This is a genomic window from Thiorhodococcus minor (assembly GCF_010820565.1).
Classification (GTDB): Bacteria; Pseudomonadota; Gammaproteobacteria; order Chromatiales; family Chromatiaceae; genus Thiorhodococcus; species Thiorhodococcus minor.
Map to the genome: position 1 here is coordinate 43638 of NZ_JAAIJQ010000034.1, position 19275 is coordinate 62912.

General features: G+C 65.0%; 15 protein-coding genes. 10 read left to right on the top strand and 5 right to left on the bottom strand.

Annotated features, from left to right (window positions below):
* Positions 1-151: 151 nt before the first annotated feature.
* The gene (pdxH, locus tag G3446_RS12855) at positions 152-802 is read right to left on the bottom strand and encodes a pyridoxamine 5'-phosphate oxidase (RefSeq protein WP_164453234.1); all 651 of its coding nucleotides are present in this window, start codon (positions 800-802) and stop codon (positions 152-154) included.
* Positions 803-1089: 287 nt separating this feature from the next.
* Between pdxH and aceA the strand changes: the two genes are divergently transcribed.
* The 3 genes from aceA to aceK all read left to right on the top strand — a co-directional run bounded on the left by aceA (position 1090) and on the right by aceK (position 4946).
* Positions 1090-2394 (top strand): isocitrate lyase, encoded by a 1305-nt coding sequence (aceA, locus tag G3446_RS12860; protein WP_164453235.1) that lies wholly within the window; start codon positions 1090-1092, stop codon positions 2392-2394.
* Between the two features lie 188 nt (positions 2395-2582).
* On the top strand, positions 2583-3065 hold the full coding sequence (gene rraA, locus G3446_RS12865; protein ID WP_164453236.1) for a ribonuclease E activity regulator RraA: 483 nt from the start codon (positions 2583-2585) through the stop codon (positions 3063-3065).
* A gap of 117 nt (positions 3066-3182) precedes the next feature.
* Positions 3183-4946 carry a bifunctional isocitrate dehydrogenase kinase/phosphatase gene (aceK, locus tag G3446_RS12870; protein ID WP_164453237.1) on the top strand — a complete coding sequence of 588 codons (1764 nt, stop codon included), beginning with the start codon at positions 3183-3185 and terminating at the stop codon, positions 4944-4946.
* Between the two features lie 388 nt (positions 4947-5334).
* On the opposite strand, the gene G3446_RS28695 is transcribed toward aceK, so the two are convergent.
* The 4 genes from G3446_RS28695 to G3446_RS12890 form a co-directional block, all read right to left on the bottom strand.
* Positions 5335-5469 carry a hypothetical protein gene (locus G3446_RS28695; protein WP_280818818.1) on the bottom strand — a complete coding sequence of 45 codons (135 nt, stop codon included), beginning with the start codon at positions 5467-5469 and terminating at the stop codon, positions 5335-5337.
* Positions 5470-5727: 258 nt separating this feature from the next.
* On the bottom strand, positions 5728-6714 hold the full coding sequence (gene moaA / locus G3446_RS12880) for a GTP 3',8-cyclase MoaA (protein WP_164453238.1): 987 nt from the start codon (positions 6712-6714) through the stop codon (positions 5728-5730).
* A 99-nt stretch (positions 6715-6813) separates the two neighbouring features.
* Complete coding sequence (locus tag G3446_RS12885; protein ID WP_164453239.1) at positions 6814-9288, bottom strand: arsenate reductase (azurin) large subunit; 2475 nt, start codon at positions 9286-9288, stop codon at positions 6814-6816.
* A 13-nt stretch (positions 9289-9301) separates the two neighbouring features.
* On the bottom strand, positions 9302-9817 hold the full coding sequence (locus G3446_RS12890; RefSeq protein ID WP_164453240.1) for an arsenate reductase (azurin) small subunit: 516 nt from the start codon (positions 9815-9817) through the stop codon (positions 9302-9304).
* Positions 9818-9966: 149 nt separating this feature from the next.
* Between G3446_RS12890 and G3446_RS12895 the strand changes: the two genes are divergently transcribed.
* From G3446_RS12895 to G3446_RS12925, 7 genes are all read left to right on the top strand, one after another.
* Complete coding sequence (locus G3446_RS12895; protein WP_164453241.1) at positions 9967-10860, top strand: substrate-binding domain-containing protein; 894 nt, start codon at positions 9967-9969, stop codon at positions 10858-10860.
* A complete protein-coding gene (locus G3446_RS12900) occupies positions 10857-12296 on the top strand; it encodes a sensor histidine kinase (RefSeq protein ID WP_164453242.1) in 1440 nt (479 codons plus the stop codon). Before G3446_RS12895 ends, G3446_RS12900 begins: the two co-directional genes overlap by 4 nt.
* Positions 12293-13591: a sigma-54-dependent transcriptional regulator gene (locus G3446_RS12905; protein WP_164453243.1), complete on the top strand. Its 1299-nt coding sequence runs from the start codon at positions 12293-12295 to the stop codon at positions 13589-13591. Before G3446_RS12900 ends, G3446_RS12905 begins: the two co-directional genes overlap by 4 nt.
* A 156-nt stretch (positions 13592-13747) precedes the next feature.
* A complete protein-coding gene (locus tag G3446_RS12910) occupies positions 13748-14020 on the top strand; it encodes a hypothetical protein (protein WP_164453244.1) in 273 nt (90 codons plus the stop codon).
* 432 nt (positions 14021-14452) lie between these two features.
* Positions 14453-14911: a helix-turn-helix domain-containing protein gene (locus tag G3446_RS12915; protein ID WP_164453245.1), complete on the top strand. Its 459-nt coding sequence runs from the start codon at positions 14453-14455 to the stop codon at positions 14909-14911.
* The gene (locus G3446_RS12920) at positions 14912-15481 is read left to right on the top strand and encodes a VapC50 family PIN domain-containing toxin (protein ID WP_164453246.1); all 570 of its coding nucleotides are present in this window, start codon (positions 14912-14914) and stop codon (positions 15479-15481) included. It abuts the gene before it with no gap.
* A gap of 276 nt (positions 15482-15757) precedes the next feature.
* Complete coding sequence (locus tag G3446_RS12925; RefSeq protein WP_164453247.1) at positions 15758-18121, top strand: TOTE conflict system archaeo-eukaryotic primase domain-containing protein; 2364 nt, start codon at positions 15758-15760, stop codon at positions 18119-18121.
* The last annotated feature ends 1154 nt before the right edge of the window (positions 18122-19275 follow it).

Sequence of the window (19275 nt, forward strand, 5' to 3'; positions counted from 1 at the left end):
GTCCACTCATTACTTCTTCTTTGTCGCCAGTATCGGAGTCGTGGACGGGAAAAGCTAGTCTCAGAGCTCGCTGCGTGACCTCTGGGGCAGGGGCGGATGCTCTGATGTCGCGTCCGCCTGGGATGTCTCTGCCTGTCTGCGCTCAGCGCCGTTAGGGCGCCAGTCGCTCGATGACCCAGTCCTCTGCGCGCTCGCTGCTGCGCACATAGCGGAAGCGATCGTGCAGACGGCTCTCGCGGCCTTGCCAGAACTCGATCATCTGCGGGACCACGCGATAGCCGCCCCAGAACTCCGGGAGGGGGATCTCGCCATGGGCGAATTTGCGCGCCATCTCCGCCACCTTGCCCTCCAGGATGGAGCGCGAGCTGATCACCTGGCTCTGCGGCGACGACCAGGCGCCGATCTGACTGCCGCGCGGGCGCGTCGTGAAGTAGCGCAGCGACTCCGCGGCCGAAATGCGCTCCGCGCGGCCCGTGATCTGCACCTGCCTGGCCAGCGCGACCCAGGGAAACAGCAGGGCGACGCGCGGGTTCTGCTCGATCTCCTTGGACTTGCGGCTCTCATAGTTGGTGAAGAAGACGAAGCCGCGCGCGTCATAGAGCTTGAGCAGCACGGTGCGCGCCGATGGCTGTCCCTGAGGGTCCACGGTACAGAGCGTCATGCCGTTCGGCTCCGGCAGATCCGTGCTCAGTGCCAGCTCGTACCAGCCCTGGAATTGCGCGATCGGATCTGGGCTCAGCTCGGCACATGACAGGCCGTGCTCCATGAGCGCGCGTCTCAGCTCGGCTGGGTTGGCGTTCATGCCGACTCCAGGTGGCAAGTCGCGCAGAGCGCGCCCGCGCGCTGTTTCTCCATTCGGTTCATAAGGTCAAGATTCTTCATTGAAAATTATCAATACTAATAGAGAAAATTAGGATAATTGACTCGTCAAATGCTCATGGTCTCGGTAGGTTTTTCGGTCAAGACCAAGCGACATGGTCAGTCATCCGCCGTCTCGCTGTCATTCAGAAACCACTGAGAGTCCGGTACTAAGAGCCGGAAAGACGGGTAAGAGCGGTCCCAGACATAACGAAGAGAGGAGCATTGCAAATGACCCGCCAAGATCAAATCAAGGCCCTTGAGCAGGACTGGTCGGAAAACCCGCGTTGGACAGACGTCAGCCGCGGCTATTCCGCCGCCGACGTGGTGCGGCTGCGCGGCTCCGTCCAGCCCGAGCACACCTACGCCAAGCGCGGCGCCGAAAAGCTCTGGAAGCTGGTTCGCGGCGACGCCAAAAAGGGCTATGTCAACTGTATGGGCGCCATCACCGGCGGTCAGGCCATGCAGCAGGCCAAGGCCGGCATCGAGGCCATCTATCTCTCCGGCTGGCAGGTTGCGGCCGACGGCAACACCTCCGAGACCATGTACCCGGACCAGTCGCTCTACGCCTATGACTCGGTCCCGACCATGGTGCGGCGCATCAACAACACCTTCAAGCGTGCCGACGAGATCCAATGGGCCAAGGGCATCGAGCCCGGCGACGAGGGCTTCGTCGACTACTTCCTGCCGATCGTCGCGGACGCGGAAGCAGGCTTCGGCGGCGTGCTCAACGCCTTCGAGCTGATGAAGAACATGATTGGCGCCGGTGCCTCGGGCGTGCACTTCGAGGACCAGCTCGCCGCCGTCAAGAAGTGCGGCCACATGGGCGGCAAGGTGCTGGTGCCGACCCGCGAGGCGGTGCAGAAGCTGGTCGCCGCGCGTCTGGCCTCGGACGTCATGGGCGTTCCGACACTGCTGCTCGCCCGCACCGACGCCGAGGCCGCCAACCTCCTGACCAGCGACGTGGACGACAACGACCGTCCCTTCGTCACAGGCGCGCGGACCGACGATGGCTTCTACCGCGTCAAGAACGGGCTGGAGCAGGCCATCAGCCGCGGCCTGGCCTATGCGCCCTACGCCGACCTGGTGTGGTGCGAGACGGGCACGCCGGACCTGGGTTTCGCGCGCGAGTTCGCTCAGGCCGTGCTCGAGAAGAACCCGAACAAGCTGCTGGCCTACAACTGCTCGCCCTCCTTCAACTGGAAGAAGAACCTGGACGACAGCACCATCGCCCGCTTCCAGGACGAGCTGGCGGACATGGGCTACAAGTATCAGTTCATCACCCTGGCCGGCATCCATAACATGTGGTTCAACATGTTCGACCTGGCCTACGACTACGCGCGCGGCGAGGGCATGCGCCACTATGTCGAGAAGGTCCAGGGGCCGGAGTTCGAGGCGCGCGAGAAGGGCTATACCTTCGTGTCGCACCAGCAGGAAGTGGGCGCCGGCTACTTCGACGACGTCACGACCGTGATCCAGGGCGGGGTCTCCTCGGTCACCGCACTCACCGGGTCGACGGAAGAGGAGCAGTTCTAGCTTGATCTGGCGGGCGGCCTTGGGCCGCCCGCGTCGGATCAAGACTCTGCAGTCCCTCTCTGAGCGGTCTTTCCATGCGGCACGCCAAGCGTGATGACCCCCTGGTCGAGCGTGCAGCGACAAGCGGACAAGGCGAGGCGGGAGCCTCCCAGAGGCGAGCTATCGCGCTCGCCATTGTTGAGGAGCCTATGGATTTCAAGACCGCCGATCTCTATGACGCCCACGGCGAGGCGCTCCGCGTCTGCGAGCCCATCTTTCGCGACTTCGGCGGCAAGCCGCGCTTCGCCGGCCCCGCCGTGACCGCCAAGTGCTTCGAAGACAACTCCGTGGTCAAGTCCACCCTGGCCGACCCCGGCGAAGGGCGCGTGCTGGTGGTCGACGCCGGTGGCTCACTGCGCTGCGCCATGCTCGGCGACCTCATCGCCGCCAGTGCGGTCGAGCAGGGCTGGGCCGGCGTCATCCTCTTCGGCTGTGTCCGCGACAGCGTCGAGATCCGCCAGATGCCGCTCGGCGTCAAGGCACTCGCCAGCATCCCGCGCAAGAGCCAGCGGCGCGGCGAGGGCCAGCGCGACATCCCCGTCACCTTCGCTGGCGTCCGCTTCGCCCCTGGCGATTCCGTCTACTGCGACGAGGATGGTATCGTCGTCTCCGACAAGCCTCTGGACCTCTGATCGCCCCACCGAGCAAGGGCCGCCCGCCGCCCTCCCTCGCGCCCAGGCCCGAGCCGAGCAACACTCGCTGACACCTGACACCTGACACCTGACACCTGACACCTGACACCTGATCCTATGGCCTGGACCGAAGCCAAGCTCATCGCCGAAGCCATGCTCGAAGGCTTCGAGCGTCACTACCGCCTCTTCCGCGAGATCACCGCCGACGCCCAACGCCGCTTCGAAGCGGCGGACTGGCCCGCGGTGCAGAGCGCCTCGCGCGAGCGCATCGGCTTCTACGACAGGCGCGTCGGCGAGACGGTCGCGCTGATCAAGCGCGAATTCCATCTGCGCGATCCCAACGACGTGCTCTGGCGGCGCGTCAAGGTCGAGTACATGCGCCTGCTGCCGCAGCTCAATCAGCCCGAGCTGGCGGAGACCTTCTACAACTCGGTCTTCTGCCGCCTCTTCGACCGCCGCTACTACAACAACTGCTACATCTTCGTCTGGCCGCTGATCTCCACCGAGCACCTGGAGGCCGAGGTGCCCATCTTCCGGCCCTACTACCCGGCGCGCGAGGGCTTTGCCCGGGTCATCGCCAGAATCCTGAAAGATGCCGGCTTCAAGCGCCCCTTCCGCGACATGAGGCGCGACATCCGCTGTCTGCTGCTGGCCATTCGCTCACGCTTCCCCGCCAATCGAGCCATCCAGCAGAACTTCCAGCTCGCCGTGCTCTGCGCGCCCTTCTACCGCAACAAGGGCGCCTACATCATCGGCAAGGCCATCAATGGCGCGGACCAGATCCCCTTCGTCATCCCCGTTCTGAACGACGAGACCCAGGGGCTCTACGTGGACACCCTGCTCACAGGCACGGACGAGATCGCGGACGTCTTCAGCTTCTCGCGCGCCTACTTCATGGTGGACACCGAGGTACCGGCCGCCGTGGTCGACTTCCTGCGCCCCCTGATGCCGCGCAAGGGCAAGGCCGAGCTCTACACCGCCATCGGTTTTCAGAAGTTCGGCAAGGCCGAGTTCTATCGCGACTTCCTCAAGCACCTGCGCTACTCGTCCGATGAGCTGGTGATCGCGCCAGGCATTCGCGGCATGGTCATGTGCGTCTTCACGCTGCCGTCCTTCCCCTTCGTCTTCAAGGTCATCAAGGACCGCTTCCCGCCGCCCAAGGAGATGACCCCGGACCAGGTCAAGGAGAAGTACCTGCTGGTGAAGATGCACGACAGGGTGGGGCGGATGGCCGACTCCTGGGAATACTCCCATGTCGCCTTTCCGCTGGCCCGCTTCTCGCCGGCCCTGCGCGAGCTGTTGGAGAGCGAGTGCGCCGGAAGCATCGAGGTGGACGACGACCACCTCATCATCAAGCACCTCTACATCGAGCGGCGCATGTCGCCCCTCAACCTCTATCTGCATACCGCGGACGAGGACGACATCCGCCACGCCATCGGCGAGTACGGCGACGCCATCAAACAGCTGGCCGCCGCCAACATCTTCCCCGGCGACTTCCTTTTCAAGAACTTCGGCGTGACCCGCCGCGGGCGCGTCGTCTTCTACGACTACGACGAGCTCTGCTACCTCACCGAGTGCAACTTCCGCGAGATCCCCGAGGCGCCCTACCCGGAAATGGAGATGAGCGACGAGCCCTGGTACACGCCGGCACCGGACGACGTCTTCCCGGAGGAGTTCGAGACCTTCCTGCTCACCGACCCCCGCATCCGCAAGGTCTTCCGCCAACGCCACGGCGAGCTCTTGGACCCCGCCTGGTGGCGCGCGCGCCAAGACTACATCCGCGCAGGCCACCTGGAAGACGTCTTCCCCTATCCACCCGAGCGCCGTTTCCGCAAGGACAGAGAGGAGTTCCCGCGCCGCTACCCCCATCTCGTCGCCTAGCTAGCCAAGGCGGCGCTAGGAGCCGCAGCCGCGAAACTGAGCGGCGCCCCTCAGCGCCTGAGGCGCGTTGGTCAGCCACGAGCCCTTCGTCGCGTATTCCTGGGGATCCTCGCCGTGGAAGGTCTGCTTCAGTCGATTTTGCGATTCCGGAGGGGCGATCGAGACGACGACCGGCGCCCGTAGCGGCCTTCACTGTTGTTCTTCACCCTGCGGGTGAAGCAGCAGAAAGCCAGGATCTCGATAATGATCAATGTGTTGCATGGAGTGCGAAGCGGTCAGCCGCCGGCTCTAGGATTATGCACAGCTCACGATGATGCAAAGTTGAGCTCGGCGGTGCTCTGTGACCGCCGTGGGATGACGTCCAGCCGGCGTTAGAGGCTTCTCATAATCACAGGGTCTTTGGGAGCCCGATCAGGCCGTCGGGCGCCCGGTAGCGTTTGAGAGTCGTGCTCGGCTCGTGAAGCTTGGCGAATGCTTGCCCTTTCATCGCCAAGTCGGCCTCGACGTACTGATGTGTCGTCACCGGGCTTTCGTGACCAAGCCACAGTGCGATGACCTGGTCACATAGCCTTGCGTAATGGGGCTTATGGAAAGCCTTCCATAAGTCCCAGGAGCGGAAGCTCACCCCCGGCGGCTCAGCGGAAGGAGTCGGCCAAAACCAGTCACTCGATTCTGTCGATGGCTAGGAGGGCATCCGGCGACTTCTGCAGCCCGGTTCTGGGCCTATGAGGTCAGGGGACGCACCGAAAGCGGCCACTCTCCTTGGTGACTGTCGCCCCACCTAGCCACCGCTCACGGCCATGAAGCGGTCGATGTTCAACGGCGATTCGTTGAAGTGATGACCCTCTGGCTTCAAGGCGATGACTCGCTGCAGGTAGGCGCTGAGCTCGGTGTCACTGATACCCGCCCGCAGCAACGCCCTCAGGGGCGCACTCTGCTCCCGCCCGAGACAGAGCAGCAGGGTGCCATCGACGGTGAGCCGCACACGATTGCAGGTTTGGCAGAAATGCCGCGAGCGTGGACTGATGAAGCCGATGTGGGCATCGGTCCCTTCGAGACGATAGTAGCGGGCCGGACCGCCCCCGGGCAGACGTTCGGGGATCAGCTCGATGCGCTGCTCCAGTCGGCGTTGGATGTCTTGCAGCTCCAGGGAATGACCGGCGGCACTCTGGCCGGTCGCACCCATCGGCATCGCCTCGATCAGCCGCAAGGTGAAGCCACCTGTGCTGCAGTAGGCAATCAGCTCGTCGAGCTCGCCGTCGTTTACGCCGCGCATGAGCAGTGTATTGATTCGAATCGGGGCAAAGCCGACCTGCTGAGCCGCCTCTATGCCGCGCAAGACAGGATCCAGCCGTCCCCCGGTGATCTGCCTGAAGACGTCCGGACGCAAGCTGTCCAAACTGACATTCAAACGACGCACGCCAGCCGCATGGAGCGGTTTCGCCAGCGCTTTCAAGCGACTTCCATTGGTGGACAGCGACAGGTCATCCAGGCCAGGCAGGGCTGCTAGTCGGGCAGCCAACAGCGGCAGGTCGCGGCGCAGCAGGGGCTCGCCTCCGGTCAGGCGCACGTGACGCACGCCCAAGGCCGTGAAGACCCGTACGACTTGCACGATCTCGTCGAGCGTCAGCCAGGCATCAGGTGCTTCGAACCCTCTGAAGCCTTTCGGCAGGCAATAGGTGCACCGCAGGTCGCAGCGGTCCGTGACCGACAGGCGCAGGTACTCGATGCGCCGACCGAGAGCGTCCGTCAGGGCTGGTTGGCTCATGCTGTGCTCTGAACTGTGCATGCCTGGCTCGGCATGGGATACCCGCTCGGAAAGGCGGCCGGGGCCAGCGCCCCGTCGCCTTCCTGGATACGCGCGGCCTCAGGCGCTCAAGAACCGTCGCCGCTTGAAGGAGACGGTGCGTTTGTAGTCCTTCATGGTCCCGACCTTGCGGATATCCGCCCAGGTGCCCTTGTAATAGGGCACCAGATTGCGATCGGTCCAGTCGGTGACGACGTCGCCCACCACGCCGTTGTCATAGCCGAACATCATGAAGCTCTGACCTGGGGCGATGTCCGGCTCCAGATAGGCCATGGCGAAGGCGGAGCCGTAGTCGTTGTGCAGCTCGACGATGTCGCCCGAGACGATGCCGAGGCTCTTGGCGTCGTCCGGATTCATCTCCAGCGGCGACATGGGAAAGCGCTCGCGGCGGAACGGCAGGTGGCGGTCGTGATACGCAGTCTGCCAGATGTGGTTGGTGCGGCCGTTGTTGACCCAGAAGCGGTGCTTCTTTCGCTGGGTTTCCACGGTGCCCGGCAGTCCGTTCCAGGGCGCCGGCTGGAAATGCGCCCGGCCGTCCTTGGTGTCGAACCTGTAGTCGGTGTAGAGCATCTCTGTGCCGACGAGCTTGCCGTCCTTGAATGCCTTGATCGGCAGCTGCACGCCATTGGTGCCCATGACACGCAGCCGGTCGTAGGTCGCCAAGTCGCCCGTCGGTCCGCCCTGGCTGTCGATCCCTTCGGGCTTGCGGAAACCGTCGTTGAAGGCGTCCTCCTCGGTCGTCCAGTCGAAGCCCGCGAAGCGCGCGGCCATCTCGGTGTTGCCCTGATGCTCGTAGAGGGCCTTGAGGGTGTTGGCGATCTCCGCCGCGATCAGACAATCGGGCTTGGCTTCCCCAGGCGGATCCATGAAGCGCTCGGAGAGGCGCATGCGCCGCTCGCCGTTCATGGCGGTCAGATTCATCTCGCCCGGATGCGTGGCCGGCAGCAGCAGATGCGCGGCATCGGAGAGCTTGGTGCGGTAGAGGTCGATATTGACGACGAAGAGTCCGCCGCGGTTCTCCACCGCATCGAAGATCAGATCCGCCAGGTCGGTTGCGCTCGCCCCGCGCGCCTTGCCGATGACATCGCGCACGATGGCGGACCGGCGGTAGACCGCTTCGCGGAACTGCTCCGCGTTGAGGGTCGACTGGAAGGGATTGGTCGCCCACACCGTGAGCATCTTGCCTCGGCCTTCGATGATCTCCTGGTCGACATAGCGGGCGGGACGTCCCCCTGGATAGGGCGGGCGGGCGTAGCCTTCCTGGTGACCGCCCATGCGGACCACCCCGGTCCCGCGCCGTCCGACGTTCTCGGTGGTCAGCACCAGATCGACCAGGGCGGACTGGATGCGATAGTTGTCGTTGCCCCAGATGATGCCCTTCTCGTAGCCATGCATGGTGCGCGGGTAGTGCCTGGATGCCTTCGGCTTGTAGGCCCATTCCGCGGCCTTGACGATGTCCGCCTCGGGCACGCCGGTGATGCGGCTGCAGTCCGCGAGGCTCATGCGGTTGGCCGTCAGCGCCTCCTCGAAACCGCTGGTGTGATCGCGGATGAAGCGCTCGTGATGCCAGTCCTGGTCGACGACATAGGTCATGAGGCCGTTGAAGAGCGCGGTGTCCGTGCCCGGCGCGATGGCCAGATGCAGGACGTTGTCCTTGCCCGCCAGGTGCTCCGCCACCGAGATGGTCAGGCTGCGCCTCGGGTCGACGAAGATGACCTTGGCCGGCGCGACGCTCTCGCCCGGGAACCACTGCTTCTTCTTGTCCAGATTCTTGCCCGTCATGTTCGGCAGGGCATGGGCGAGGAAGTAGTTGGTCTGGGTCTCGTAGCCATTGGCGCCGATGTAGAAGAGGGTATCGGCGAGCTCCGAGTCCTCGTAGCTGTTGTTCAGCTCACCGATGCCCATGTCGCGGGTGGCGTGGCACTCGGAGTTGTAGGCGGGTCGGTTGTGGATGCGCACCAGGGGCGTCTGGATGGCGCTGAACATCAGCTTGCCGCTGCCCCAGGTGTTCTCGAAGCCGCCGCCGGCGCCGCCGTGGTCGAAGGCGTCGAAGGCGATCTGCTCGGGTCCGCCGCTGTCGAGGATGCGTTTGGTGACGCCGGCATAGACCTGCAACGCCTGGTCCCAGTTGGTCTCGACCCAGTCGTCGCCGGTGAAGAGCATGGGGTAATAGAGCCGTTGGCGCGATGGCCCCTCGCCGGTGAACATGACGCTCGCCATCTGACCGCCTCGGGTCGAGGACAGCCCCTGGTTCACCACGCACTCCTTGTCCGGCAGGATCATGATGTGGTGGCGACTGCCGTCGCGGTCCGTCACGACGTTGTGCATCGGCGGGGTCATGATGATGCCGAGCGCGGGCAGCTGCTTGCGGAAGTCGAGCCCCAGGGCGTTCTCGTCCGGCGCGCGTCCGCCCTCGCGGTTCTCCGGCCATTTGTAGACCTGGTAGCCGCAGCCGACGATGCAGAAGTGGCAGGTCATGTTGGTGCGCTGCGCGTCCGGCGGCGGCAGCGGGATGCGGTCTCGGTACTGGGTCATCGTGGTCTCCCGATCACAGCAGATTGCATTGACGGCCGTAGATGAGCCCCTCGACCGCCACGGCGTAGAGGCTGTCGTCCGCCGTATCGTGCTCGAGCAGGATGCGCGGCAGGTTCTCGGTCGACTGGCCATCCACCATCTGTCCCGCCATCTCCGGGTCGAAGATGCTGAAGTGGCAGCCGCACTTGAAGGTGCGTGCCTCCTTGTCGTAGCTCAGCGGGCAGCCGTTATGCGTGCATTGGGTGCTGAAGGCGACGATGTCGCCGTCTGGGCCGATGCCGCCGGGCACGGGGTGCCCCGTCTTGATGATCTGACAGAAGGACTCGGCATCCGGGTAGTTGAAGGGCACCGGGACATTGTCTTCCAGGGCGCCGGCCCTGGTGATCGCCTCGCGGGGGTAGGGCAAGGTGGTCGCCCCGGGCGCCGCCCGCTCCTGCGCGTTGGCCAGTCCGCTCCCGATGAGCGCGGCGCCCGCCGTGGCCGCCGCACCGCTCGCCTTCAGGAAGCGGCGTCTGCTGAGATTCTTCATGGTCTCGCTCCTCCTCGTTCTTGTAGTCCCGGGCCATCAGCAAATCCCGTACCCGTTTGAGGGTTTCGCGAAATCAATGGCCTATGCAGCACGCGTAGAGTTCTGGTAACGTCCACAGACTTCGTGTTACGAAAAGGTAACGCCGATCTATGCTCACACGCCGGGACCTGCTGCGCGCCATCGGCCTACTCGGCATCAGCCCGTCTGGCTGGTGCGAGCCCATCGCCACGGGCGCAGCGCAAGACCCGAGCGCAGGCGAAAGACCCGCGCTGCGTTTCGGCCTGACGCCGGTCATCCTCGATGACCGCGTCGCCTTCCTGCGCCTCTGGGCGAGCTGGCTCGAGCGGCAGCTTGGGCGCCCGGTTGTCTTCATCCAGCGCGCGCGCTACCGCGAGATCATGGACCTGCTGCTGCGCGGCGGATTGGATCTGGCCTGGATCTGCGGCTATCCCTATGTGCAGCACCGGAGGGAGCTGACACTCGTCGCGGTGCCGCGCTTTCAGGGACAGCCTAGGTACCGCTCCTACGTCATCGTCGGGGCCGACGCGCCCTTCACGGCTCTGCGCGACCTCCAGGGGCGCCTGTTCGCCTGGTCCGATCCGGACTCCAATTCCGGCTACCTCTACCCGCGCTTCGCACTCCTGGAGCAGGGTCAGGATCCGGACCGCTTTTTCGGCCGAACCTTCTTCACCTGGGGCCATCGTCACACCGTCGAGGCGGTCGCCGAGGGGCTGACGGACGGGGCCGCCGTCGACAGCTACGTCTGGGAGACGCTGGCGCGCCGTGTGCCCGAGCTGACGCGACGCACCCGGATCATCTTGCGCTCGCCGCTGTTTGGATTCCCGCCGCTCGCCGGCGCACCTGGACTGGCCCCCACGGATCTGCAGGCGATCCGCCGGATTCTGCTGCGCCAGGACCAGGACCCTATCGGCCGGCAACTCCTCGATGAGCTCAATCTGGACGGCTTCGCACCGGCGGAGCCCGCGCTTTTCGACGACATCGCGGCGATGGCCGAGCGCCTCGACACGGGACGCCGGACATGAGCCTCACGCCCGCCAGCTATCGGCATCGGCTCCCTTTGAGCCTGAGCGTGGCGGCGGTGGTCACGGCGGTCTCCATGGCCTTGGCGCTGGGTCTGCAAACGCTCGACAACCTCCGCGAGGATCAGGGACGCAACGCCCTGCGGCTTGGGCATGCCATGTCCGAGATCCTGGTCCAGGCGCTGCTGCATGATGACGTCTGGCTCGCCTATTCACTGTTACGGGGGCCGGAGAAGGACGCCGCCGATGCGACCTGGATCCTGATCGACGCGGGTCAGCGGATCTTCGCGAGCAATCGCCCCGAGCGTTTTCGCCTCGATCAGTCGCTGGAGGCGGCGCTCCCCTGGCTGCCGGTGGCCGCGTTCAGTCCGGATGCGCCCGCGCCCGCCTTGGTGCGGTCCATTGAGCCCCAAGACGATGGCACGCGCCGGGTCCTGCGGCTCACCCTAGCCAGCGAGGGCGGCCCGGTCGGCGAGCTGATCGCCCTGCTCTCCGATCGACCCTTCCTCGCACGTTTCCGCGAGATCCTTGTCGGCGGCGTGCTGGTGACGGCGGCGGTCCTGGCGGTGCTGCTCCCGGCCGGCTGGCTCTGGGGACGCCGCATGGCGTCGCCGCTGATGCAGCTGGCGGCCTGCATGGCGCGGGTCGGAACCGAGGACGCTCGGCAACTGCGCTGTAAGATCCCCGAGAGCGACTCCGAGATCGGTCAACTCGGCCGTCAGTTCAGCGCCATGCTGGCCGCGCTGGCCGAAAAGGATGCGTTGGAGCAGCAGATGCTTCAGGCCGAGCGGCTCGCGGCCGTCGGGCGGGTCGCGGCGGGCGTCGCCCACGAGGTCAACAATCCGCTCGGCGGCATGCTCATGGCGATCGACACCTATCGCCAGGGGCAGGTCCTCGACGCGCGAACCGCACGCCTGCTGGACCTGATCGATCGCGCCTTGCAGCAGATCCGCGGCAGCGTGTCGGCGCTCCTGGTCGAGGCGCGCGGCGATTCGCGAAGCCTTGCCCCGACTGATCTGGATGATGTGCGAACCCTGATCCAGCCGAAGCTTGCGCGCTCGAGCGTGAATGTGGCCTGGAGCATCGGCCTGGTGTCGGCGGTCGATCTCCCGGCGGCTCCCGTCCGTCAGCTCTTGCTGAATCTGTTCTTGAACGCCATCGAGGCCGCAGAGCCGGGCGGCGCGGTTCGGGTCGAGGTCGGGACGGAAGGGGCGCATCTTGCGGTGCGGGTCGAGAACTCCGGGCGTCCCATCCCTGCCGAGCAGCTGGCCCATTTGTTCGAGCCCTACCCGGAGCAGCGCCCGCATGCGCAAGGGCTCGGGCTCTGGATCTGCTACCAGATCGCCTCGCAGCTCGGCGGTCGGATTCAGGTCGCCTCGAGCGCCGAGCGCACCTGCTTCCAGGTCGCGCTGCCACTGGGGACCGAGGAGGTGTCATGACACGGATCTGCCTCATCGAAGATGACGCCATCATGGGTGAGGCGCTCCTCGAGCGGTTGATCCTCGAGGGATTCGATGTCGAGTGGCAGCGCACGGGGCGCGGCGGTCTCGAGATGCTGCTCGCGCAGCGCTTCGATCTGGTCCTCCTCGATGTCAGCCTTCCCGATCTCTCGGGCATCGACCTCTTCGAGCATCTGCGGCGCTCCCGGACTGCGGTCCCACCAACCCTCTTCATCACCGGCTACGGAAGCATCGAAGACGCGGTCAAGCTGCTTAAGCTGGGCGCCGTCGACTATCTGACCAAGCCGCTCGACCCTGGCGAGCTGATCGGCAAGCTGCGTGCGCTGAGCCAGTCGCCCGTCGCGCCCGATCCCTCACGCGAGCCCGAAGACCGGCTGGGCATCTCCCCGGCGATGAGCCAGATCGAGGCCGAGCTCGCGCGGCTGGCACGCCATCCCCACACGCCCGTGCTCATCTGCGGCGAATCCGGCGTCGGCAAGGAAGTGGTTGCGCGTCGGCTGCACCGGCTGCAGTGTCCCCAGGCGCCCTTCGTGGCGGTCAACTGCGCGGCGCTGCCGGAGGGGCTGATCGAGGCCGAGCTGTTCGGCCATGAGCGCGGTGCCTACACGGGCGCCGAGCGCCGCCGCGCGGGCGTCTTCGAGCAGGCCGGCGACGGCGTCCTGTTTCTCGACGAGATCGGCGACATGCCCTTGGCGCTGCAATCGCGGCTGCTGCGGGTCGTGCAATCGCGTCAATTGACACGCATCGGCGGGAGCGGAGCGCTGGAGGTGCCGGCGCGACTGGTGTGCGCGACGCACCGCGATCTCGCGGCCCTGGTTCGGGCCGGTGCCTTCCGGGAAGACCTCTATTATCGGGTGCGGGTCCTCGAGATCCGCATCCCACCCTTGCGCGAGCGCCCGGAGGACGTTTTCTGGCTGGCCGAGCGCTATGTCGCCGAGCACGTCAGACGCTTCCCGGACGAGTGCCGCGTGCTTGGTGCCAACGATCGCGAGCGACTCCTGAAGCACCACTGGCCGGGCAATGTGCGAGAGCTCCAGCACGCGCTCGAGCGCGCCTGCATCCTGGGTCGGGGACCTTCCCTGGCGCTGGATCTGCCGGACGCGTCGGCGGCCGAGCAGGGCTTGAAGGCCCACGCCCAGGCGGGCGAGCGTGCCGCGATTCTGGCGGGCCTGACCGACACGGGCTTCAACATGACGCTGACCGCCGAGCGACTCGGCATCAGTCGTAAGACGCTGTGGCAGAAGATGAAGCGCTATGGGCTTGAGCGCCGCTAGAGGCCCGCGGAGCGCCCTGGTCAGCCGCGCATGCCACCGGCTTGACCGCTTCGATGGTCGCGGAGACCGCGAAATCCTCGATCGCCGTCCCCGGCGCCCCGTCGCGGATCGAGGAGGACGGACCGGCGCGCGTCCCTGGGGCCCGTCCGGAGGTCGATGAGACCGCTCGCCTCCGGCATCGCCGTCAGCCCAGGAATCGACGCCGCCCATACGGACGGCGCAGAGCGCCAGGTCCTGGCGGAGGTGATCCGGCAGCTCGCCCATCGCCACCAGGCCCGAAACGGCCAGCCGCCCGCCGGGCTCGAGGACGCGACAGGTCTCGGCAAAGGCGCGCGGGGACGTCCGAAGAAGAGCCCGAGCAGAAAGGCCCCGATCAGGCCGCCTGGCGGCGGCTGGTCACGGGGTGCGGTCGGCCGGGGAACGGCATAGATCCCCGTCACGGCCACAGCGTCGTCGAAGTCCGGTTTGGACGCTGGGCCAACGATGTGTCCAGCTGTTGTCGAGGCTTGTGAGCCACGACGATGACCGGCTTGGGTATTCATTGTGGCAGTAGCCGGGCAGAACCGGTCGCCCGACCTTGGAATCTCTGCGACGGCATCACGCGGATACCTGTCGCTCGGCTTGTTTCGGCCGGTGACGCAAACGCCCCAGGAACGGTCACTCAGTGCAGTCACATCTGCGTCCCCTTTGAGCCGCATTGTGGTCACCAAAACCCTCGGGAGTCCACAGAATGTGCGGCATGAGGAGATAAAACCTGGGCTGCGCGCCGCTGGGCAAATTCCGGCGCATTTCGAATATTTCGATTATATGCCCTGCTGCACTATACTTCGCCACAAGTGATCGAAACAGAGGATCCGAGCAATGAGTCATGCGGCACCGGTCTATCCTGGGGTGCGGATGCCAACGGAGGAAGAGGCTTCGTTGGCGCTGGAGAGCAGCCGTCTGCTAGCCGCTTGCATTGGGCAAGGCGACTCAGCGCGGTTGCGCCTGATCGACGGCGAGACCGATGTGACGGTTCCTGTTTCGGCGATTCACATGTTGGTCGACATCCTGAATCAGATGGCGCAGGGGAACGCGGTGTCACTGGTTCCGATTCACGCGGAGCTGACGACGCAGCAGGCCGCCGATCTGCTCAATGTCTCACGCCCCTTCCTGGTCAAGCAGTTGGAGGCAGGTGCCATTCCCTTCTACAAGGTTGGCCGGCACCGTCGCGTCCGCTTCTCCGATCTGATGGCCTATCGGGAGCAGCTCGACCAACAGAGCACCGAAGCTGCCGATGCGCTTGCGGCTCAGGCGCAGGATATGGGCTTGGGGTATTAGGTGGCGAGCTTCACGGTCATCTACGACGCGTGCCTTTTCTACCCGGCGCCACTGCGGGATTTGATGATCCGCCTGGCCCAGACGCGGCGTTTTCACGCCCGCTGGACGGAGGAGATCCAGCGCGAATGGCTGGCGGCGTTGCTGCGCAACAGGCCTGAGCTCGACGAGGCCAAGCTGCAGCGCACGACGACGCTGATCAACCAGGCCGTCCCGGATTGCCTGGTCACTGGCTACGGTCACTTGATCGACCGGCTCTCCCTCCCCGATCCGAATGATCGGCATGTGCTGGCGGCCGCCATTCGGTCTGGCGCTCAGGTCATCGTGACCACGAACCTCAAGGATTTTCCACAGGTGGCGCTCGCCGATTTTGACATCGATGCGCGCCATCCCGACGACTTCATCCTCGATCTAGCCGATCTCGATCCAGCGATCGTGACGACGTCGGCAAAGCTCCAGCGCGCGGCGCTGAAGCATCCACCGCTGTTGGCGGAGACCTTCATCGACACGCTGCGACGCCAGGGTCTACCCGGTGTCGCTGGGTTTCTGCAGGGGCAGATCGCCCTGATCTGAGGATCGCTTCGTCCACCCAACTGGATCCAATCGAACCCGCTCGGACCAGTCATGATCGACATCCACGGCAGCGGTTCTCATGCTCGGAAAGCCAGTGAGCTGATGAGGTTTACCGCCGGAGGCTTACCGTGGAACAGCACAGTACCTGTTCGATTGTGGGAGCGGCGCCCCGCCGCGACGAGCTCGCAGGCCGCTGGAATGCCTGTTCCATACTCCGGGGTGCCGGAATCACGGCATGGTCGTTAGGAGCTTACCTGGGCTCGGAGTCTCGCTCTCATGCATGACTTGGCCGAAATCGCCGCGCTTCGAGCCGAGAACGCGCGCCTGATCGCGCTTCTCGAAGCCCACGGCATCGAGTGGCGTCAACCGTCCGAGCCCCAGCGGACAGCGCGTGAGCAGGAGACATCATCGCTCTCGACCGCCGAAAAGGTCGCCCTGTTTCGACGTCTCTTCCGCGGTCGTGACGACGTCTATCCGGTCCGCTGGGAGAGTACGAAAGGTCACTCTGGCTACGCGCCCGCCTGCGCGAATGAGTGGCGCGAAGGCCTCTGCGACAAGCGCGCCGTCAAGTGCTCCGATTGCAGCCATCGCCAGCTCCTCCCTCTGACCGACTCTGTCATCTACGGCCATCTGGCGGGCAAGCAAACGATCGGCGTCTACCCGCTGCTCGAGGATGAGCGCTGTCATTTCCTCGCGGTCGATTTCGACGAGGCCGAATGGCGACAGGACGCCCGGGCCTTTGCGCAGTCGTGCGATGTGCTCGACGTTCCCGTCGCGCTGGAGATTTCTCGATCGGGCGAGGGCGCGCACGCCTGGGTCTTCTTCACCGAAAGCGTCCTGGCCAGCGATGCCCGACGGCTCGGCGCGGCCCTCATCAGCCATACCTGCGCGAGGACTCGACAGCTCAGGCTGAGCTCCTACGACCGGCTCTTTCCCAATCAGGACCGCATGCCCAAGGGAGGCTTCGGCAACTTGATCGCCCTACCCTTGCAGAAGACGCCGCGTGCGCAAGGGCGAAGTCTGTTCGTCGATCGCGACTGGCAGGCCTATCCAGACCAGTGGACCTTCCTCACCTCCGTGCGGCGCATGGATCCGCGGGACATCGAGCCGGCGATTCTCAAGGCCGTCGGCGGTGCTCAGCCACTGGATGTGAGCTTCATCGACGAGGAGGATCGGGCGCAGCCTTGGAAACCACCAAAGTGCCCCAGCAAGCGGCTCCCTGGTCCCTTGCCGACGCAGATCGGGATCACGCTCGCCAACGGCGTCTACCTCGAGAAGGCGCAGCTGCCCCAGCCCCTCGCGGATCGCCTCATCCGGCTCGCGGCCTTTCAGAATCCGGCTTTCTATCGAGCGCAGGCGCTGCGCCTATCGGTTTGGGACAAGCCACGGGTGATCGGCTGCGCCGAGAGCTATCCGCGGCACCTCGCGCTGCCGCGCGGCTGCTTAGATGCCGCGCTTGAGCTCCTGAGTGAAAACGGGATCGAGACGGACCTCCATGACGAGCGGTTCGCCGGCCATCCGATCGCGGTCGATTTCCTGGGCCAGCTACGCCCCGATCAGCAAGCCGCCGTCACGGCCATGTTGAATCATGAGACGGGTGTGCTCAGCGCCCCGACTGCCTTCGGCAAGACTGTCGTCGCAGCGGCAATGATCGCCCGTCGCGACGTCAACACGCTGATTCTGGTGAACCGCACCGACCTGCTCGAGCAATGGCAGGAGCGTCTGCTGGCGTTCCTGGGCGTCGGACGCGACCGAGTTGGCACCATCGGTGGCGGCAAGACCAAGCCCAGCGGCCAGATCGACATCGCGGTGATGCAGTCCCTGTCGCACAAGGGCGAGGTCAAGCCGCTCGTCGAGGACTATGGCCAGGTGATCGTCGATGAATGCCACCACATCAGCGCACGGTCCTTCGAGGCGATCATGAAGCGCGTCGGAGCCCGCTATGTCCTGGGACTGAGCGCAACCCCGACACGCCGCGACGGGCAGGATCCCATCATCTTCATGCAATGCGGTCCGCTGCGACACAGGGCGACCAATCCGCCCAAAAGGCCGCAGGACCTCGCGGTCATCCCCCACGAGCTGCAGGCACCGATCGACCTGCCGGCAGACGCCGCCTTTCACAGGATCTGCCGCCACCTGGCGCTGGACGAGACGCGCACCCAAGCCATCGCGGCCGCCGTTCTCGAGCGCTTCGAGCAGGGACGTAAGATCCTGGTGCTGACCGAGCGAGCCGACCATTTGTCGGCCCTGCGCATGGCGTTGGACGGCATGACTCCAGCGCCTTTCGTCCTGCATGGCCGAATGTCGCGTCTGCGTCGATCCGAGACGATTGCGGAGCTCAACGCACTCCCGCCAGAGGCCCCAAGGGTCGTGCTGGCCATCGGCAAATTGGTCGGCGAGGGATTCGATCACCCGCCGCTCGACACCTTGGTCCTGGCCATGCCGATCTCCTGGAAGGGAAGCTTGCAGCAATACGCCGGTCGGCTGCATCGAGAGCACGCCGCGAAGACCAACGTCCGCATCATCGATTTCGTCGACACTGGCCACCCCACCTTGCTGCGCATGTGGGCGCGACGGCAACAGGGCTATCGGGCCATCGGCTATCGCATCGCGCTGCAACCCGAGCTGGATGGCTGGTGACGGTTTCCCGCTATCCTCGAGTGCGCCTTTGGAGCGCTGCATGCTTCGCCTCTGGCGCTTGCCCGTAAAAGGCCGTAGCGCTCTCGCACGATTGCTCCAAATGCCTGAGGTCGATATGGCGACAGCTCTGAGATGGAATACGGTCACTCGGATACCAGGTCGGACTTTCCGCTATCAGGATGCAGCGGACGCAGGGAGCGATGGAGCCAGTGACCGTTCCTGGGAGGTCGTGCCTGTCCGCCAGTCGGAAGTGAGCTTCCAGCCATTGATCAGGACGCGAGTTCAGATGCCGATCACGGACGACGATCCCCGCGCCACGTCGCTGCCGCCTGGAGTCTTATGCATGACGAGCGGTAATCTGGCATTTCAACAACCGACCGAGGATCGGCTGAAATCCCAAAACTCAACAAAAACAAATTTCTACAGAGGAAGGGGCGTGATCTCTCGAGTGTGGTTGCCGAGCCTCAGAACGGCTTAACCGGGTTCTTATCGGTTGGGTAAACCCCTTTTGTCTCGGGCCGGTCAGCACGACCTAGCGGGCGCTGGACCGTCACGCGCGCAAGCGGCTGCGTTGGTGGTTGTGCGGGAAGCACAAGCAGCGAGGCCGGGGGACCACATGCTTCCCGGACGCATGGCTCCATCAAGCGATGGGGCTCAAAGAGCTGTCGGTGCGCACACGTGACCTTCCGTGGGCGAAGGCATGACACCTCGTCCGAGCGCTGGATGCGGCAAATCCGCACGTCCAGTGCGCCGAGCGGCGACTGGAAACGGGACTATGGCCCGGATTGGGGCACCGGCAGGGGCGAAAGCCGCCGGCAACAGCTACTCCCGGGTCCTGCGGTTACCGTGCCAGTCGTCGACTCTACCGGTTTGGGCGAAGAACCCCAGCAAGAGCGAAGCTGCTCTGGAGTGCCATTGGGGAGTCCGTGCAGGCAAGCCCATGCCCAGCAATTCCCGCCGGAAAAATATTTGCTTTAGAAACAATGCGCTGGATTCATGTCGAAAAAAGTCTTTCGTAAACTTTTGAAGCCGAATCAGTATACTGCCACAGACTTCTCAGGCTGCGAGGCAGGTATTGATGAGTGCTCCGTTCTCACGCCAATACCTCAGCATCGCGGGACTGCTGCGCGAGGTGCGGCGCGTCGCCGCGAAGA

Excerpts from the sequence above, each read along its gene's own strand:
- aceA (WP_164453235.1), top strand. The coding sequence starts at position 1,090 with ATGACCCGCCAAGATCAAATCAAGGCCCTTGAGCAGGACTGGTCGGAA.
- G3446_RS12895 (WP_164453241.1), top strand. The coding sequence starts at position 9,967 with ATGCTCACACGCCGGGACCTGCTGCGCGCCATCGGCCTACTCGGCATC.
- G3446_RS12885 (WP_164453239.1), bottom strand. The coding sequence starts at position 9,288 with ATGACCCAGTACCGAGACCGCATCCCGCTGCCGCCGCCGGACGCGCAG.
- rraA (WP_164453236.1), top strand. The coding sequence starts at position 2,583 with ATGGATTTCAAGACCGCCGATCTCTATGACGCCCACGGCGAGGCGCTC.
- aceK (WP_164453237.1), top strand. The coding sequence starts at position 3,183 with ATGGCCTGGACCGAAGCCAAGCTCATCGCCGAAGCCATGCTCGAAGGC.
- G3446_RS12910 (WP_164453244.1), top strand. The coding sequence starts at position 13,748 with ATGAGACCGCTCGCCTCCGGCATCGCCGTCAGCCCAGGAATCGACGCC.
- moaA (WP_164453238.1), bottom strand. The coding sequence starts at position 6,714 with ATGAGCCAACCAGCCCTGACGGACGCTCTCGGTCGGCGCATCGAGTAC.
- G3446_RS12925 (WP_164453247.1), top strand. The coding sequence starts at position 15,758 with ATGCATGACTTGGCCGAAATCGCCGCGCTTCGAGCCGAGAACGCGCGC.
- G3446_RS12890 (WP_164453240.1), bottom strand. The coding sequence starts at position 9,817 with ATGAAGAATCTCAGCAGACGCCGCTTCCTGAAGGCGAGCGGTGCGGCG.
- pdxH (WP_164453234.1), bottom strand. The coding sequence starts at position 802 with ATGAACGCCAACCCAGCCGAGCTGAGACGCGCGCTCATGGAGCACGGC.
- G3446_RS12915 (WP_164453245.1), top strand. The coding sequence starts at position 14,453 with ATGAGTCATGCGGCACCGGTCTATCCTGGGGTGCGGATGCCAACGGAG.
- G3446_RS12905 (WP_164453243.1), top strand. The coding sequence starts at position 12,293 with ATGACACGGATCTGCCTCATCGAAGATGACGCCATCATGGGTGAGGCG.
- G3446_RS12900 (WP_164453242.1), top strand. The coding sequence starts at position 10,857 with ATGAGCCTCACGCCCGCCAGCTATCGGCATCGGCTCCCTTTGAGCCTG.